At 47.8% G+C, this 15892-nt stretch carries 12 protein-coding genes; 4 read left to right on the top strand and 8 right to left on the bottom strand.

Annotated elements, in window-relative coordinates:
• Positions 1-5 precede the first annotated feature (5 nt).
• The 3 genes from K7R11_RS01040 to K7R11_RS01030 all read right to left on the bottom strand — a co-directional run bounded on the left by K7R11_RS01040 (position 6) and on the right by K7R11_RS01030 (position 5820).
• The gene (locus tag K7R11_RS01040; RefSeq protein WP_224487965.1) at positions 6-1361 is read right to left on the bottom strand and encodes an OmpA family protein; all 1356 of its coding nucleotides are present in this window, start codon (positions 1359-1361) and stop codon (positions 6-8) included.
• Positions 1362-1469: 108 nt separating this feature from the next.
• Positions 1470-2663: a glycine C-acetyltransferase gene (kbl, locus tag K7R11_RS01035; protein ID WP_224487964.1), complete on the bottom strand. Its 1194-nt coding sequence runs from the start codon at positions 2661-2663 to the stop codon at positions 1470-1472.
• 34 nt (positions 2664-2697) lie between these two features.
• The gene (locus tag K7R11_RS01030; RefSeq protein ID WP_224487963.1) at positions 2698-5820 is read right to left on the bottom strand and encodes a UvrD-helicase domain-containing protein; all 3123 of its coding nucleotides are present in this window, start codon (positions 5818-5820) and stop codon (positions 2698-2700) included.
• 125 nt (positions 5821-5945) lie between these two features.
• On the opposite strand from K7R11_RS01030, the gene K7R11_RS01025 reads away from it, so the two are divergent.
• Positions 5946-6554 carry a superoxide dismutase gene (locus K7R11_RS01025; protein ID WP_224487961.1) on the top strand — a complete coding sequence of 203 codons (609 nt, stop codon included), beginning with the start codon at positions 5946-5948 and terminating at the stop codon, positions 6552-6554.
• 241 nt (positions 6555-6795) lie between these two features.
• Here K7R11_RS01025 and K7R11_RS01020 read toward each other — a convergent pair whose 3' ends face one another.
• From K7R11_RS01020 to K7R11_RS01000, 5 genes are all read right to left on the bottom strand, one after another.
• Positions 6796-7332: a GNAT family N-acetyltransferase gene (locus tag K7R11_RS01020; RefSeq protein ID WP_224487960.1), complete on the bottom strand. Its 537-nt coding sequence runs from the start codon at positions 7330-7332 to the stop codon at positions 6796-6798.
• A gap of 3 nt (positions 7333-7335) precedes the next feature.
• On the bottom strand, positions 7336-7920 hold the full coding sequence (locus K7R11_RS01015) for a YceI family protein (protein ID WP_224487959.1): 585 nt from the start codon (positions 7918-7920) through the stop codon (positions 7336-7338).
• A gap of 107 nt (positions 7921-8027) precedes the next feature.
• Positions 8028-9299: a hypothetical protein gene (locus K7R11_RS01010; RefSeq protein ID WP_224487958.1), complete on the bottom strand. Its 1272-nt coding sequence runs from the start codon at positions 9297-9299 to the stop codon at positions 8028-8030.
• Between the two features lie 44 nt (positions 9300-9343).
• Complete coding sequence (locus K7R11_RS01005) at positions 9344-9934, bottom strand: YceI family protein (RefSeq protein ID WP_224487957.1); 591 nt, start codon at positions 9932-9934, stop codon at positions 9344-9346.
• Positions 9935-10250: 316 nt separating this feature from the next.
• Positions 10251-10937 carry a Crp/Fnr family transcriptional regulator gene (locus K7R11_RS01000; protein WP_224487956.1) on the bottom strand — a complete coding sequence of 229 codons (687 nt, stop codon included), beginning with the start codon at positions 10935-10937 and terminating at the stop codon, positions 10251-10253.
• A 107-nt stretch (positions 10938-11044) separates the two neighbouring features.
• Between K7R11_RS01000 and K7R11_RS00995 the strand changes: the two genes are divergently transcribed.
• From K7R11_RS00995 to ccoN, 3 genes are all read left to right on the top strand, one after another.
• Complete coding sequence (locus K7R11_RS00995) at positions 11045-13414, top strand: heavy metal translocating P-type ATPase (protein WP_224487955.1); 2370 nt, start codon at positions 11045-11047, stop codon at positions 13412-13414.
• A 71-nt stretch (positions 13415-13485) separates the two neighbouring features.
• Positions 13486-13671, top strand: coding sequence for a cbb3-type cytochrome oxidase assembly protein CcoS (gene ccoS, locus K7R11_RS00990; protein WP_224487954.1), 186 nt, complete (start codon positions 13486-13488; stop codon positions 13669-13671).
• Positions 13672-13686: 15 nt separating this feature from the next.
• Complete coding sequence (gene ccoN / locus K7R11_RS00985; protein ID WP_224487953.1) at positions 13687-15891, top strand: cytochrome-c oxidase, cbb3-type subunit I; 2205 nt, start codon at positions 13687-13689, stop codon at positions 15889-15891.
• The last annotated feature ends 1 nt before the right edge of the window (position 15892 follow it).

Genomic DNA, 15892 nt, shown 5'->3' with positions numbered 1-15892 from the left:
TCTGATTATTCTTTGATCAGGTTAATTTCAACCCTTCTGTTCTGACGTCTTCCATCTGCAGTTCTGTTGGAAGCAATTGGCTTGCTTTCTCCAAAACCTTCAGAGGTCAGACGGTCAGGAGCGATACCTGCGTTCTCAAGATACTGCTCAACAGCACTTGCTCTTTCTTTAGAAAGTCTCAGGTTGAGTTCTTCGCTACCTGTAGAATCGGTGTGTCCTTCAACCTTAAAGGTAGAAGCTGGGTATTGCTTAAGAATTCCGATGATATCTGCTAATACTTGCTCAGACTCTGCTTTGATCGAAGACTTACCTGTGTCAAACAGGATGGTTCTTGCGTAAGAGTTAAGCGCAGCCTGAACTTCTTCAGTTACCTCAGGACATCCCTGGTTGGCTACAGTACCCACTTTTTCTGGACAAAGGTCATCCTTATCCGGAACACCATCTCCATCAGTATCTGGCCATGGGCATCCGTTGTTTTCTGCAGGACCTGCTTCGTTAGGACACTCGTCCTTATTATCTGGAATACCGTCTCCGTCAGTGTCAGGACATCCGTTGAACTCAGCTAATCCGGGAACTTCAGGACAGTCGTCAACGTTGTCGGCAATACCATCACCGTCGCTGTCAGGACAACCGTTCATATCCAGAGATCCAGCCTCATTAGGACAGGCATCTTTAGAATCTTCAATTCCATCTCCGTCGCTGTCAGGACAACCGTTGAATTGCTCCAGTCCGGCAACCTCAGGACAGGCATCGTCCTTGTCGTAGATCCCGTCACCGTCAGTATCGGTCCCACCAAACTTGATGTTAAGACCCAACAGGTGCTGGAAATGTTCTACTCCGTAATCTTCGAAAACGTGTTTGTATGATGACTGAAGGTTCAGACCGATATTATCGGTGAACCAGAAGTTGATCCCAAGACCTCCGTTAAGCGTCCCGGCACCAATCTCATCGATCCAGGTGTAACCCCCACCGAGTTCTAAGTAGGGTTGGAAGGCGGCTTCCTTAACAAGATTGTACTTGATGGTACCGTCGATAGCATAGTGAGAAAGATCGTCTGCTTCCAGGTCACCTAATTTGTCAATCCGGTTAAGTGAACCACGTACTCCCACAGAAAAACCATCTCCTACATAGCGGGAAACGGAAATTGTCGTAATTGATGGAAGTATGTTCCAATGGTCGGAAAGATTGAAATACTCATCAAACCAGTCCCCTGCAAAAGCTTTGTCAGAATTGGTAGGATAAACGTCAATGGCGTTTATTCCAAATCCAACCTGCCATGGGTTGTTGTGGTCTTGAGCATTTACGTTGCTAAAACCTGCGATCAGCAGGAAAACAACTAAAATTTTGCCAAGATGTTTCATGTCCAATTATTTGATTTTAAGTGTTAATTCCTAAACAAATGTAAGTTGTTACAACTTATTAACAAAACTAAATATATAAATTTTTGGGATATTCCTAATAACATATCGTTAAATGACACCTAATTCCTTACCTACTGAGGTAAAGGCACTTATCGCTTTGTCCAGGTGCTCCCGGGTATGAGCCGCGGAGAGCTGCACCCTGATCCTTGCCTTATTTTTCGGTACTACTGGATAGAAAAATCCTATTACATAAATTCCTTTTTCAAGTAATTTATCTGCCATAATCTGTGAGAGTTTGGCGTCATAAAGCATAACAGGTACTATGGCCGAATCCCCGTCTATAATGTCAAATCCGGCTGCTTTCATTCCCTTTTTAAAATAGGTGGTGTTGGCTTCGAGCTGGTCCCTGAGTTTGGTGTCTGTAGAGAGCATATCGAATACCTTAATGGAAGCGCCAACGATGTTCGGGGCCAGGGAATTAGAGAAAAGATAAGGTCGGGAACGCTGACGAAGGATCTCGATGATCTCTTTCTTTCCGGTAGTATAGCCGCCCATAGCGCCTCCGAGGGCCTTTCCGAGCGTTCCGGTAATGATATCGATACGTCCCATAACATTCTTTTCTTCCAGGGTTCCTCTCCCGGTTTCTCCTATGAATCCGGCGGCATGGCACTCATCGATCATCACAAGGGCATCGTACTTGTCGGCCAGGTCACAGATCTCGTCAAGGGGCGCTACCAGTCCGTCCATAGAGAATACCCCGTCGGTAACAATAACCTTGAACCGCGCGTTATCTGCCTTGGCCTGCTTCAGCTTTTCCTCGAGATCTGCCATATCGTTATTGTTGTAGCGGTAGCGCATGGCTTTGCAAAGGCGAACCCCGTCTATGATGGAGGCGTGGTTCAGTGAGTCGGAGATAATAGCATCTTCCGGGCCCAGTAATGGTTCGAAAACGCCTCCGTTGGCATCAAAGGCAGCTGCATAGAGAATGGTGTCTTCGGTACCGTAATAGGAAGCGATCTTTGCCTCCAGTTCTTTGTGGATGTCCTGCGTCCCGCAGATGAATCGAACCGATGACATACCGAAACCATGAGAATCGAGGGTGTCTTTGGCAGCCTGTACCACCTCCGGATGGTTGGAAAGTCCGAGATAGTTGTTTGCACAGAAATTAATAACGGTTTCCCCGGTAGATATAGTGATCTCTGCTCCCTGAGGAGAGGTGATAATGCGCTCTTTCTTATAAAGTCCTGCTTCCTTGATGTCTTCCAGTTCCTGCTGGAGATATTCTTTGATTTTACCGTACATAAAGATTTTTTTTGCAAAGTTATGAAACCTCGTATTAAGTAAGCTTCTCCACCCTGATCTCTTCGTCTATATACACTAAAAGCTTTTGAATGACCTCCAGACCCATATCCTGAAGTGCCCTGGCATATTGCTCCAGTTGCCTTTCATATTTTGGGTTGCTGCCTCCCGTTTTATAGTCGATGATCCAGGCTTTTCCCCCTGCGATCATAAACCGGTCCGGACGTAAAAGTTGTCCCTGTGCTGTTAAAAGCTCCCGTTCCCGGTAGATCTCATAGTCCCTGCTAAAGAATTCCTTCAGGTCGGGATGGGTGATCACTTTTTCCAGGTATTCCCGGGTCTGTGAGAGGTTGTGCCCGGTAAGGTCGCCCTTCAGAAGGGCCTCTTCGAGAACCTCCTCCAGGTCTTCAGGATAGCGTATCATGGACAACAAGTCGTGGTAGAGGTGTCCGCGCTCAATAGAGGCTTCTGCATCTGTTCCCCACAGACTCCCCGAGGTGGTTACAATAGTATAGTTATCCAGGAGTCCCTCGTTACTGATAAAGGGAATGCCCCGGATCTGAGCGTTTGGTTGCTTCCCGGAGACCAGCTGCTTGCCGGCTTCGCCCAGATCGTAAGTCCTTACCCCATCTTGCCACAATCCTTTTTCCTTAAGGTAGTTCATAAAAATTCCTGAGAGGAATTTCAGGTTTTCCTCTCCGTTGGTCCTCGTCTTTTCCTTGCAAATCACGTACAGGCGTTCCACGGCCCTGGTGAAAGCCACATACAGCACATTGAAGGTATCGAGTTCCTGTTTGGCGGTGTAGTTTTCCAGGGTCATCGCGGCTTCCTCTCCAAAATCTTCCAGTTCTGCATTCTTGTTAAACAGGGCCGATGTCAGATCCCAGGGATTCTCCTCAAGGGCGATCCAGAGTTTTGGGTCTACTTCCTTGTAGATGTCTGAATCTGCGAACGGATAGATCACCACAGGGAATTCCAGTCCCTTGGATTTATGAATGGTGAGGATCTGGATTGCATTGGCGTGATCGGGAGCAGAAAGGCTGAGTTTTTTCTTTTTGTTGTCCCACCAGGTTACGAAATCGCCAAGGCTTCCTGATTCTTTTTGTGTAAAATCCAGCACCGTATCCAGGAAGGCCTGAAGGTAGGCTTCATCTCCATCGCACAGCTCAAAACATTTAAGGCTGTATTCGAGCGCATTGTAGAAGGGGAGTTCCCGGAAGAGGTCTTTACTGAACCCGTACCCGGCGAATACCTCTCCGGGATTATCGAGGGCTTCTGATAGAAATAGATGGAGGTCCTGGACTTCGGCCTTTTCTCCTAGAAACCACAACAGCTCCAGCAGGTTTTCCCGGTCTTCTTCCCTGTAGGTGTATTTTACCAGGTTCACCAGGAAATTGACCTTCGGGTCATTTTTCAAAAGGAGAGATTCGGAGGAGATCACGGGAATTCCCGCCTGGGTAAGGTGTTGGGCGATCTTGAGCGCCTCCTTATTTCCCCGGTTCAGTACGGCGATGTCTCCCCACTCATAACCCTGGGCCTTTAGCCCATGGATGGTTTCCAGGGTGCTTTCCAGTTGCGCCAGGTCGGTATCTTCGAGGTCCTTATCTATAAATTCAAAACGGATAAATCCTCCCGCTTTTCCATTGGTTTCCTGGGTGCTGTGCCTGGCGAAAAGATCGCTGTAAGACGGGTCGCTCAGGAATCTGGAAATAAAGCTGAAAAAATCGTTGTTAAAATTGACGATGGCATCATGACTGCGATAGTTCACAGGCAGATTGATCACTTCTTTCGGGGTATGAAACGGATTGTGGTCCGGTTTCCCGTAGAGGTCTATAAACTGCTCGGCCTTGCCGCCCCTCCAGCGATATATGGATTGTTTGGCATCTCCAACCAGCAGGAGGCTTCCCCTTCTTCCGCCCAGGGATTCCCCGGAGAGGGCATTAGAGATAAGCGGGATCAGGTTGTTCCATTGCAGGGCTGAGGTGTCCTGGAATTCATCGATGAAGTAATCGCGGTATCGCTCCCCGAGACGTTCGTAGATAAACGGTGCCGGTTGTTCCCGTATCGCCTCGGCGATGAGGTTATTAAATTCGGAGATGGGCAGCAGTTGTTGCTCTTCCTTTATGCGCGCCATTTCCTTGTTCACCGCATTGATCAGGGACATTGGGGCCAGGTTTCGGTACAAGGCCTGTAGGAATTTAAAACGGATCAGTCCGGCTTTTATGGTGTTAACAGTTTCCGCAAGCATGGGCTGTAAGGCATCTATAGCGGCCTTGTCTCCTTTGGTGTTTTTCGGATACAGGGGTTCAGAATCGACTGTATCCAGCCACTTGGCGTCCAGTTTTAGACCCGTGTTCCCTTCCCGGATATGTTCCAGGAATTTTGGCAGGCTGCTCCTGCTAAAGTGGTTGTGAGCTATACCCGCCTCGCTGATCCGGGCCAGGGCTTCGGTGGCCAGGGCCTGAAGCTGTTTACGCAGAGTGCCGGATTCCTCCCGAATCTGACTGAGGATGCCTTGAAAATCCTTAAGAGATTTCCCCTTAAGTCCCTCCAGGTAGGGCCTGTCATTTTCGTTGAGAAGGAGTTTGCTGATCTGGTAGAGGTCCCGGCTGAGATCCCAGTTTTTGTCGTCATCGGCCTTTTCAAGGGCGAACTGTATCAGGGTTTTTGTCAGGATCTCCTCTTCCCCCGCCTGGTAGAGCAGGTCGTCTATAGCCTCCTTGAGCAGGCTCTCGGTATCCATGACCACTTCGAAGTTCTGAGGGAGTTCCAGATCACGGGCGAAAGTCCGTATCAGGCGATGGGTGAACTTGTCTATGGTGACAATATCGAAAAAAGCATAGTTGTGCAAAATGTAATGCAGCAGGCTTTTGGCCCGGCCCTGTATGACTTCAGGAGGAAGCCCGAGCTGGTCTCGTACCGCAAGAAAAAGCGGGGAGGGCTTTTCCAGTTGTGCGGGACGTGCGAAACCGGCCAGGCTTTCCAGTACGCGTTCCTTCATTTCATTGACCGCCTTGTTGGTGAAGGTAATGGCCAGGACCTGTTTGAAAAGGTCCTTATTCGTGGAACCCAGCAAGATGCACAGGTACTCCCTTACCAGGGTAAAAGTTTTCCCCGAACCTGCCGAGGCGTTGTAGATCTGAAAAGGAGTTGTTTTCAAAAGGACAAGGGTTTTGATGCAAAATAAGAAAATCGCATGGAGTTCTTAACAATTTCTTAGGCAATATTGTATTAGATTTCCTTAAATTTGTTCAACAAAATACTAATAATTAAATCACTGAAAATATGGCATTTGAATTACCAAAATTACCCTATGCATATGATGCATTGGAACCGAATATAGATGCGAGAACCATGGAAATTCACCATACCAAGCATCACAACGGGTATACGACCAAACTGAATGGTGCCGTAGAAGGGACAGACCTGGAAGGGAAGTCTATAGAAGCTATCCTCGGAAACCTGGATATGTCTAATATGGCCGTTCGAAACAACGGGGGAGGATTTTACAACCACTGCCTTTTTTGGGAAGTAATGTCTCCTGACGGAGGAGGAAAGCCTTCCGGAGAACTCGCTGATGCGATCAATGCAGCATTTGGTTCTTTCGACGGATTCAAAGAGAAATTCTCGGCCGCTGCTGCTTCCCAGTTCGGATCAGGATGGGCTTGGCTTTGCGTACACAAAGGTGGTAAAGTGGATATTTGCGGAACCCCTAACCAGGACAACCCCCTGATGCCAGGTGTGGGTTGTGGCGGACATCCGATCCTGGGGATCGATGTTTGGGAGCACGCATATTACCTGAACTACCAGAACCGTCGTCCCGATTATATCGAACACTTCTTTAATGTGATCAACTGGGATAAAGTTGCTGAGTACTACGCAGCGAACAAATAATTTTTCTTTTAAAAGTATATAAAAAGCGGCCACCGGGCCGCTTTTTATATTTTGAGGGTTGACGGATTTGGCTTCCGGATAACGTCAGGAATAAATTCATCCCCTCCGGCGGATGCTGGCAGCCCGAATACCAGGATGAAGTGGTCTTAAATGTTCAGGGGGGCAAACGGAAACAGGCGGTTGCCAAAATACGCAGCAGGAAACTTAACAAAGCACACGGCCTTGTAGGTGAAGGCGTTTGTTAGTCTTTGATCGAGTAGAGCACACAGGATTCCAGTTCCGGATGATCCTTTAGCTTAGGATGTTTAAACGTCCTTTCCCTGGTCATCCCGATCTTTTCCATCACCCTTATGGAAGGTTGATTGATGGCCGGGGCGATCGCGAAGATCGTATCGAGGTGTAATGTCGAGAAGCCGTATTCAAGGCATCGCGTGGCACCTTCGGTGGCATATCCTTTTCCCCAGTGTTCGGGGGCCAGTCTCCAGCCAATATCTGTTAACGGGGTAAAGGGGGCTTCAAAATCCTGCAGGCTGAGTCCTGTAAATCCAATAAAGGTGGCATCGTCCTTTAGCTCGACCGGAAAAAAACAATAGCGGTACTCCTCGTACATTTCCTGCATTTTTGAAATGAAGGCGGAAGTCTCTTTTCGGGTGAGCACTTTAGGGAAATATTTCATGACCTCCTTATCGCTGGTCAGGCGATGCATGGAGTCCAGGTCCCTGGCTTCCCAGGTTCTGAATCCTAGTCTTTCGGAGGTAAAGAGATACCGAGCAGGCATGGATCAGGCTTCCTTAAGATCCAGAAGAAATTCGATGACCAAATCGTCCTGCACCTTGATCATTCCCATCACCTTTTCAGGGGCTTCCAGGTTAAAATCCGGCAGGCTGATTTCCAGTACGCCCTTGATCTTAAGGTCGTCTTCCGGGGTGATCTTTAAAAAGAGGTCGTAATTCCGGGTAACCCCGGCAATGGTAATGTTTACCCCGGCAATATAATTGTCTTTGATCCTGGGGTGAGGGACTACCTTCTGCAGGTTCAGTACCACCTCCGGGTATTTCGGGGTATTGAGTAACTGGTGAAAATCCTTATTAATTCCCCGGCCTCCGCAATCGAAGTTTTCATTTCTGAGCCGAAGAACCGCACTGTTGAATTCAATGGCGTTCCCATCAGTCACATAATTCACATCCAAAGGGTCTCGGAGTTCTGTAATGTCATACCTGCACTTAAAGGTATTGACATTCGTTTTACCGACAATACTAAGTGAGCTGCTGTCTTTGATCAATACCTCAGTGTCTGCAATGGTGGGAGCAGAAGCATTAAAGGATAAAAGACTACCCAAAACTACTATGGCTGCTACACGTCTCATGGTTAACAGTATTTGGAAAAATTAAGTAATAAAAGAGAAAAAGGCAAGCCTCATTTTGTTAAATGGGAGGCTTGCCTTGTTAAAAGTGATTGCTAATCAAATTATGGTTAGAAGCTGATAGCGGCCTCCAACATCAGTCCGTTGAATTTACCGTCGTTAAAGATACTTGTGGCATCGTAACCATCGTAAGTCTGGTTCACATACTCCAGTTTGGCTACAATATTCTTGGTTAGGAAGTATCCGGCTCCAAATTGAAATCTGTTAATATCCACATCATCTCCTGATGCAAGCTCAGCACTTACCGCATTATATCTCGCTCCTACGAAAAGGTCGTCATTGCCACCGAAACGGTAGATCACCTCTCCGGCATACTGGCTCGCATTTCTCTTGCTGGCCTCAGCATTGGCTTTTCCACTTGAGAATTCCAGGGTTCCAAAGAACTCCAGTCCTCCGTATTTCAGGAATGGGTTGATCATGAACGCGGTGAGCTCATTTCTGAAGCCGGGGTCAAATCGACCTGATCTGAAGTTACCACTGGTGGTTGCTTCTTCATCCTCCATCACCAGGTAATATCTGGATCCGGCACGGTCGGCACTGTAAAGGTAGGTTCTTGCAGCTTCTCCTGTACTGTATACAGAACCTGTTAAACGGAATCTCAGGTTGTCATAACTCGCAAAGTTGTCGTAACCAAGTTTCGCGATAAAAGAAGCTTTGGTATCAGTGTCTCCGCTTACATCAACAGATTGGTTGAGCTTTCCGTTGGTCAATCCTATCATCCCGATAAATCCGCTTCTTCTGTAGTACAGCTCAGCTCCGACTTCTGTGGTGAAGGCATCCATGATCAGGTTTCCAACGAATGGGTTCTGAAGGGTGTGGGCGTTGTCAGATCTTCTGAAGTGCGCATCCCCGTAGTTGTTCTCCATGTGCCCGATCTTAAGGGTTACATTGTCCATCAGTCCGCCCAGGAAACCTTCATTGATGAAGTCGAGTCGATCGATAAGGATGTACCCGCCTTTTACATAGGGTTCCGGGTGGTGTCTTGAAGACAGGTAGGTTCTCAGGTGCATTCTCACCCCGGTATACAGCTGAACGTCGAGGTCCAGGTTGGCTGTGGCCAGGTTAAAATTGTTCCCGATTTCCTTCAGAGCTACAGCTCCGGAGTTCTCGTGATCCAGGGCCTGGAATTGTATGGTGGAGGCACCGCCGACCCTGACCTTTACTCCGTCAAACTCCTGAACGGAATCTTTGGGATCTTCAAATATATGGAGTCCGCGTTGGTCCGGTGGACGGAAATTTTCAAGGTCGCGTTGTTGTGCAAACATGCTCATGCCTGTGAAGAGCACTGCAACTACCAGAATTTGTGATAAAAGTGTTCTCATGGTTGTTGTATTTAATAGGTGTGAACTTTATTTAAGGGTTTAATTTATTTTGTAAGAATAGTTTTGAATTTCAGGGTAACATCCTTACCGGTGGTAATGGTGCCCATGAGGGCAGTCGGTGGCTCGATATTATAGGTGGTCATATCCAGCGTCTTTTCCCCTTCAAGTTCCACAGTGGAACCGTTGTTTTTTAACGTAAAGATGAGATCTGTGGCCTTGGTTACCCCGGAGATGGTCAGCTCGCCTTTAGCCGTTGCCTTGTAGTTCCCGTTTCCGGCTGCCTCAAGAGTTGCCGGACTGGTAAGTTTGAAGGTTACGTTTTGATATTCGTCGGCATTCATGGCCTTGTACGTGTTTTTGTCCATTCCCGACTTTCCGCTCTTCAGGCCTTTTACCGGGATAGTGATCTCCATGGCTTTTAATACAGGAGTTTCTCCCTCTTCAAGAGTCATACTTCCCTGTTGTTGCTCTACGGTGATTTCCCAGTCGTGAATATTGGAGGTTCCAAAGATGGTTACTTCAGATTGATCGTTATTCAGGCTATAGGTTTGTGCAAAAACTGCAGGTGCTACAACCATCATCAGTACGAACATCATCCCGGAAAAAACTTTTCGTGTTGTGAACATTTTTTTCATAATTCAAATCAGTTATGGTTTAAATCTGTAACAAAGGTTACCAAATAAAGCTATGGAAAACATGACTTTTATCATGCCGGGATAGGTGTCAGGAGGGAAAATAGCGTTAAAACACACTATTTCAATAGGATTAACGTGTTTTTAAGTCCTGAAGAATCTTGTAATGATTCCTGTAATAATTTTGTGTTAATGCACGAACAGGGCGTTTTTGCATTCCCGGTTTCAGGACTGATACAGGATGTAAGGGGGGACTTCTCCGGAGGTCGGAGGAGTATTTAAAGTAAATAAAAGATTAAAGTAAGGAAGGTTGTCGGGCTTAGAAGCCTTCGGACAGACGTTCCATCTGCATCGTATCGAGAATTTTGATACGCTTTCCTTTGGTTTCGATCAGTCCTTTTTTGCTGTAATCTGAGAGCATACGAATAAGCGACTCGGTAGCAGTTCCAACCATTCCGGCGATCTCTTCCCTGGAGAGCTGTACCGCAAGGAAGCCCTCTTCGTCCACCCCGAAATCTTCAAGTAAGTGCAATAAATAATAAGCAAGCCGTTCCTTGACCGGTTTTTGAGCCATACTTACAATAGTGTTGTCAGCCTCGCGAAGGTCATTACATAATACCTTGATTACTTCCCCGGAAAAACGCTGATTGTTCTGGAAAGCATCCTGGATCTCGTTCTTTGGGATAAAGCAAACCTCCATATCCTGTATGGCTATGGCCGAAAGATTTACCGTGTCATTGGAAATTACGGTGCGTTGACCAAGGAGATCTCCACTTTTAACGAACTTAATGATCTGCTGTCTTCCATTGTCGCTCAGCTTGGTGAGTTTGCAGATTCCGGAGCGAATGCAATAGATTCCATCCAGGTGTTGTCCCTCTTCAAAGATAACTTCACCTTTCTTGATGATCACAGACTCCTTGCACTCCGATATCCGGATGAGTTCTGATTTGTTGAGGGCGTTAAGTGAGCTGAACTGTCGTACGATACAGTGTTCACATTTACTCATAATATACCTAAGGATGGTTTGTACTTATCTAAAGTACAAATATCATGACAAAAATCATATTAATTGCAACATAAGGTTGTCAAATTTGCTACGGTAATTGAGCAAATATGGATCATTCATGCTACCATTGTGGTATAGAATGCGATACTAATCGCATTGAATTCGACGGTAAACCGTTTTGTTGCAACGGTTGTAAAACCGTTTTTGAGATCCTTTCCGGTAGCGGACTCTCGGGATACTACGAGCTGGAAAAGACCCCCGGAATAAGTCCGGAGGTTAAAGCCGGAAAATACGATTTTCTGGAGAATGAAGAATTGCAGCACCGCCTTCTGGATTTTTATGATGGCGAAATGGCTATTGTAAACCTGTATATCCCTTCCATGCATTGCAGCTCCTGTATCTGGGTGCTGGAAAATTTACAGAAACTGGACTCCCGGATTCGTAGCTCCCAGGTCAATTTTCCTAAAAAAACAGCCAGGATCACCTTTCGGTCCGCATTGAGCTTAAAGGCCCTCGTAATGTTATTGACCTCCATTGGCTATGAGCCCCATATCAGTCTTGACGATTATGAAAAAAAGAAGCACAGTACCAACCGCAGCCTGATCTACAAGCTGGGAGTAGCAGGCTTTGCCTTTGGCAATGTCATGCTGTTGTCTTTTCCTGAATATTTTGAAATCGATGAATTCTGGCTGAACCAATACAAACCCTTCTTCCGGCTTATCATGTTTGCCATGTCGCTTCCTGTGGTGTTTTATGCAGCATCTGATTATTTTACCTCGGCATGGAAGGGGCTCAGAAGCGGAATCCTGAATATAGACGTGCCCATAGCCCTGGGAATCGCTGTACTTTTTTTACGAAGCAGCTGGGAGATCTTTAGCGGGACAGGACAGGGGTTCTTTGACAGTCTTACAGGGTTGTTGTTCTTCCTGCTGTTGGGTAGATACTTTCAGCAGCGCACCTATGACTTCCTGTCCTTTGAACGCGACTATAAAAGCTATTTCCCTATAGGCATCACCAGGATCAATACGAAAGGACAGGAAGAACCGGTGGATATATATAAGGTAAGGGAAGGCGATCGTCTTTTGATCAGGAATGAAGAGATCATTCCTGCTGATGCCATTCTCATCAGGGGACGGGCCCGGGTAGATTACAGTTTTGTGACAGGAGAATCGGATCCTGCAACCCGGGTTTCCGGGGATACCCTTTTTGCAGGGGGAAAACAAATCGGGGAGGCCATAGAGGTAGAGGCCATAAAAGACGTCTCCCAGAGCTACCTTACCCAATTGTGGAGCAATGAAATATTTCAGACGGATAAAAACACCCGCTTTCGGGATCTGACTAACAGCATCAGCAGGTACTTTACCATAGTGATCCTGTGTATTGCCCTGGTTGCGGGAGCAATCTGGTTCTATCTCGATGCCTCCAAGGCCGTTCCGGTGATCACCGCCATCCTTATCGTGGCCTGCCCCTGCGCCCTGGCCCTTTCGGCTCCTTTTACCCTGGGCAATATGCTCCGCATTTTTGGTCGCAGGAAGTTTTATCTGAAAGACGCCCAGGTGATAGAGCGTATGGCCGCAGTAGGCACGGTGGTTTTTGATAAAACCGGGACCATAACTTCCGGGAAGGGCAATGAGATCACCTACCACGGGGACACCCTGGCCAGGAATGAGGCCAGTCTGTTGCGATCTACCCTGAGAAACTCCAATCATCCATTGAGCAGGCAGCTGTACGAACTTCTGGATTCGTATGATATTCTCACCCTGGACCACTTTAATGAAAGCAGCGGTAAAGGCGTGGAAGGCGTTTCCGGATCGGCTAAGGTCAGGGCAGGTTCTCCCGAATTTGTGGGGGTATCCACAGATGGGGCCCCGCTCAAGACTACGGTTCATATTGGCATAAATGAAAAATACAAGGGAACCTATACCTTCTACAATAAATACCGGCATGGGATGGCCGGACTGTTTAAACGTCTTAAAAAACATTACGACCTGGCAATCCTGTCGGGGGATAATGACAGCGAAAGGGAAAACCTGGAGAAGCTCTTGCCGGCCGGAACCCGGATGTTTTTCGAACAAAAGCCGGATGATAAGCTGGAATACATCCGTTTTCACCAGCAGGAAGGTTCCGGGATTATGATGGTAGGGGATGGTCTAAACGATGCCGGGGCCCTGCAGCAAAGCGATGTAGGCGTGGCTATTGCCGAAAATGTGAATGTGTTTTCTCCGGCCTGCGATGCCATTCTGGATGCCGAAAAGCTGGATGCCCTGGACGGTTACCTCAGCGCGTCCCGGAAGGCTGTGAAAATCATAAAATACAGCTTTGTACTCTCCTTTTTATACAATGCGGTAGGATTATTTTTTGCTGTTACCGGGCAACTCTCTCCCGTGGTGGCAGCCATTCTTATGCCGTTGAGCTCGTTAACCGTGGTGGCGTTCACCACCCTGGCGACTTCCTGGGTGGGGAAAGCGTTAAAATAAGGGTTGCATGACAAATGTCATGTTTTTCAAGAGCCCTCTAGAATAAATTTGTTAAAGCATTCTTAAAAGGTATGAGTGTAATCTATATCCTGATCACGGTTAGCCTGATCGTGGCGGTCATTTTTTTTGTCGCCTTTGTGATGGCAGTTCGAAGCGGGCAGTTTGACGACGGCTATACGCCCAGTGTGCGTATGCTCTTTGAAGACGAGCTGGTGGAGGATGCTGATAAAAATGAAAATTCTGAACCAAGCAAATAACAACTGATAATTACTATGGAAGTACAGCAATTTTATTACGATAACAAGATCGTTAAAAAGTTTCTCTACGCGACCATGCTCTGGGGAGCGGTGGGGATGTTGGTAGGCCTGTTACTGGCCTTTATGTTTGTATTCCCCAATCTCACAGACGGGATCTCATGGCTTAGTTTTGGGCGGTTGCGCCCGCTGCATACCAATGCGGTGATCTTCGCCTTCGTGGGGAATGCCCTCTATGCCGGGGTGTATTATTCGCTGCAGCGCCTGTTAAAGGCGAGAATGTACAGCGACTTCCTGTCCAACTTTAATTTCTGGGGCTGGCAGCTCATTATTGTGGCCGCCGCCATTACCCTGCCCCTGGGGTACACCACCTCCAAGGAGTACGCCGAGTTGGAATGGCCTATTGATATTGCCATCGCATTGGTGTGGGTAGCCTTCGGGGTCAATATGATAGGAACCATCATTAAAAGAAGGCAGCGCCATTTGTACGTTGCGGTTTGGTTCTATATTGCCACATTTGTTACCGTTGCGGTACTTCACATTTTTAATTCCCTCGAACTTCCGGTGTCGGCATTAAAGAGTTACTCTGTTTACGCGGGCGTTCAGGATGCGCTGGTGCAATGGTGGTATGGTCATAATGCGGTGGCCTTCTTCCTGACCACGCCATTCCTGGGACTCATGTATTACTTTGTGCCTAAAGCCGCTAACAGACCGGTGTATTCCTACCGCCTTTCCATAGTGCACTTCTGGTCGCTGATCTTTATCTATATCTGGGCCGGACCCCACCACCTGCTGTATTCTGCCCTTCCCGACTGGGCGCAGAATCTTGGAGTAGTATTTTCCATCATGCTTATTGCCCCCTCCTGGGGAGGTATGATCAACGGACTGCTGACCCTCAGGGGAGCATGGGATAAGGTGCGTACCGATCCGGTGCTCAAGTTCATGGTGGTAGCCATTACCGGTTACGGGATGGCCACCTTTGAAGGGCCCATGTTGTCGCTGAAGACCTTTAATGCCATGGCTCACTTTACCGACTGGGTGATCGCTCACGTACACGTGGGGGCCCTGGCCTGGAACGGATTCCTGACCTTCGGTATGATGTACTACCTGGTGCCTCGTATGTTTAAAACAGAATTGTACTCTAAAGGCCTTGCCAATTTCCACTTCTGGATCGGGACCCTGGGGATCATTGTCTATGCCCTGCCAATGTATGTGGCCGGTTTTGCCCAGGCTTCCATGTGGAAACAGTTCAATCCTGACGGATCACTTATCTATGGGAACTTCCTGGAAACGGAGGAGCAGATCATTCCTATGTACTGGATGCGGGCCATCGGAGGTTCTATGTACCTGGTGGGGGTATTGATCGGTATTTACAATGCCATCATGACCATTCGCAAGGGTAGTGAGGTCGCCGACGAACTGGCGGAGGCTCCGGCCCTGACCAGGGTGAAAAAAGGACGTGTGGCAGGAGAAGCATTTCATACCTGGCTGGAAAGACGTCCGGTACAGCTTACTGTACTGGCCACCATTGCCATCCTGATCGGTGGGGTGATCCAGATTGTGCCCACCTTACTGGTGAAATCCAATATTCCGACCATTACCAGCGTAAAACCTTATACCCCACTCGAACTGGAGGGACGCGATATCTACATCCGGGAGGGATGTGTGAGTTGTCACTCCCAGATGGTCAGGCCTTTCCGGAGTGAGACCGAACGCTACGGAGAGTACTCCAAGGCCGGAGAATACGTGTACGATCACCCCTTCCTCTGGGGGAGTAAACGTACCGGGCCCGACCTGTTGAGGGTTGGAGGGAAATATTCAGATAACTGGCACCTGAACCATATGTACGACCCGCAAACCACTTCTGCAGGAAGTATCATGCCGGCCTATAAATGGTTGTTCAGGGCAAAACACGACCGCTCGCAAACCGAGGCTAAAATGGAAGCCATGGTGAGCCTGGGAGTACCTTATACCGATGAGGATATTGCCAATGCCCAGCAATCCATGGAAGCCCAGGCGGCCGGAATCGAGCAAAACCTGTACAGCGATCCGGAATTCAAAAAGAACTATGAAGAGGATCAGCGTGCTGCGCAAGCGCGTGGAGAAGAATTTATAGCCATGAAAGACCGGGAGATCACGGCCCTTATTGCTTACCTGCAACGCCTGGGAACCGATATCAAGGTGAAGGATACCAATGATGAACGCACTGCTAAAAACGAATAGG

Origin of the sequence: Robertkochia flava (assembly GCF_020166515.1) — a bacterium.
Taxonomy (GTDB): domain Bacteria; phylum Bacteroidota; class Bacteroidia; order Flavobacteriales; family Flavobacteriaceae; genus Robertkochia; species Robertkochia flava.
This window is presented reverse-complemented; position numbering and strand designations above follow the sequence as displayed.

Bases quoted from the DNA above. Each gene is read 5' to 3' on its own strand.
- K7R11_RS01015 (WP_224487959.1), bottom strand. From the start codon at position 7,920: ATGAGACGTGTAGCAGCCATAGTAGTTTTGGGTAGTCTTTTATCCTTT.
- K7R11_RS00995 (WP_224487955.1), top strand. From the start codon at position 11,045: ATGGATCATTCATGCTACCATTGTGGTATAGAATGCGATACTAATCGC.
- K7R11_RS01005 (WP_224487957.1), bottom strand. From the start codon at position 9,934: ATGAAAAAAATGTTCACAACACGAAAAGTTTTTTCCGGGATGATGTTC.
- K7R11_RS01020 (WP_224487960.1), bottom strand. From the start codon at position 7,332: ATGCCTGCTCGGTATCTCTTTACCTCCGAAAGACTAGGATTCAGAACC.
- kbl (WP_224487964.1), bottom strand. From the start codon at position 2,663: ATGTACGGTAAAATCAAAGAATATCTCCAGCAGGAACTGGAAGACATC.
- K7R11_RS01010 (WP_224487958.1), bottom strand. From the start codon at position 9,299: ATGAGAACACTTTTATCACAAATTCTGGTAGTTGCAGTGCTCTTCACA.
- K7R11_RS01025 (WP_224487961.1), top strand. From the start codon at position 5,946: ATGGCATTTGAATTACCAAAATTACCCTATGCATATGATGCATTGGAA.
- K7R11_RS01000 (WP_224487956.1), bottom strand. From the start codon at position 10,937: ATGAGTAAATGTGAACACTGTATCGTACGACAGTTCAGCTCACTTAAC.
- ccoN (WP_224487953.1), top strand. From the start codon at position 13,687: ATGGAAGTACAGCAATTTTATTACGATAACAAGATCGTTAAAAAGTTT.
- ccoS (WP_224487954.1), top strand. From the start codon at position 13,486: ATGAGTGTAATCTATATCCTGATCACGGTTAGCCTGATCGTGGCGGTC.
- K7R11_RS01040 (WP_224487965.1), bottom strand. From the start codon at position 1,361: ATGAAACATCTTGGCAAAATTTTAGTTGTTTTCCTGCTGATCGCAGGT.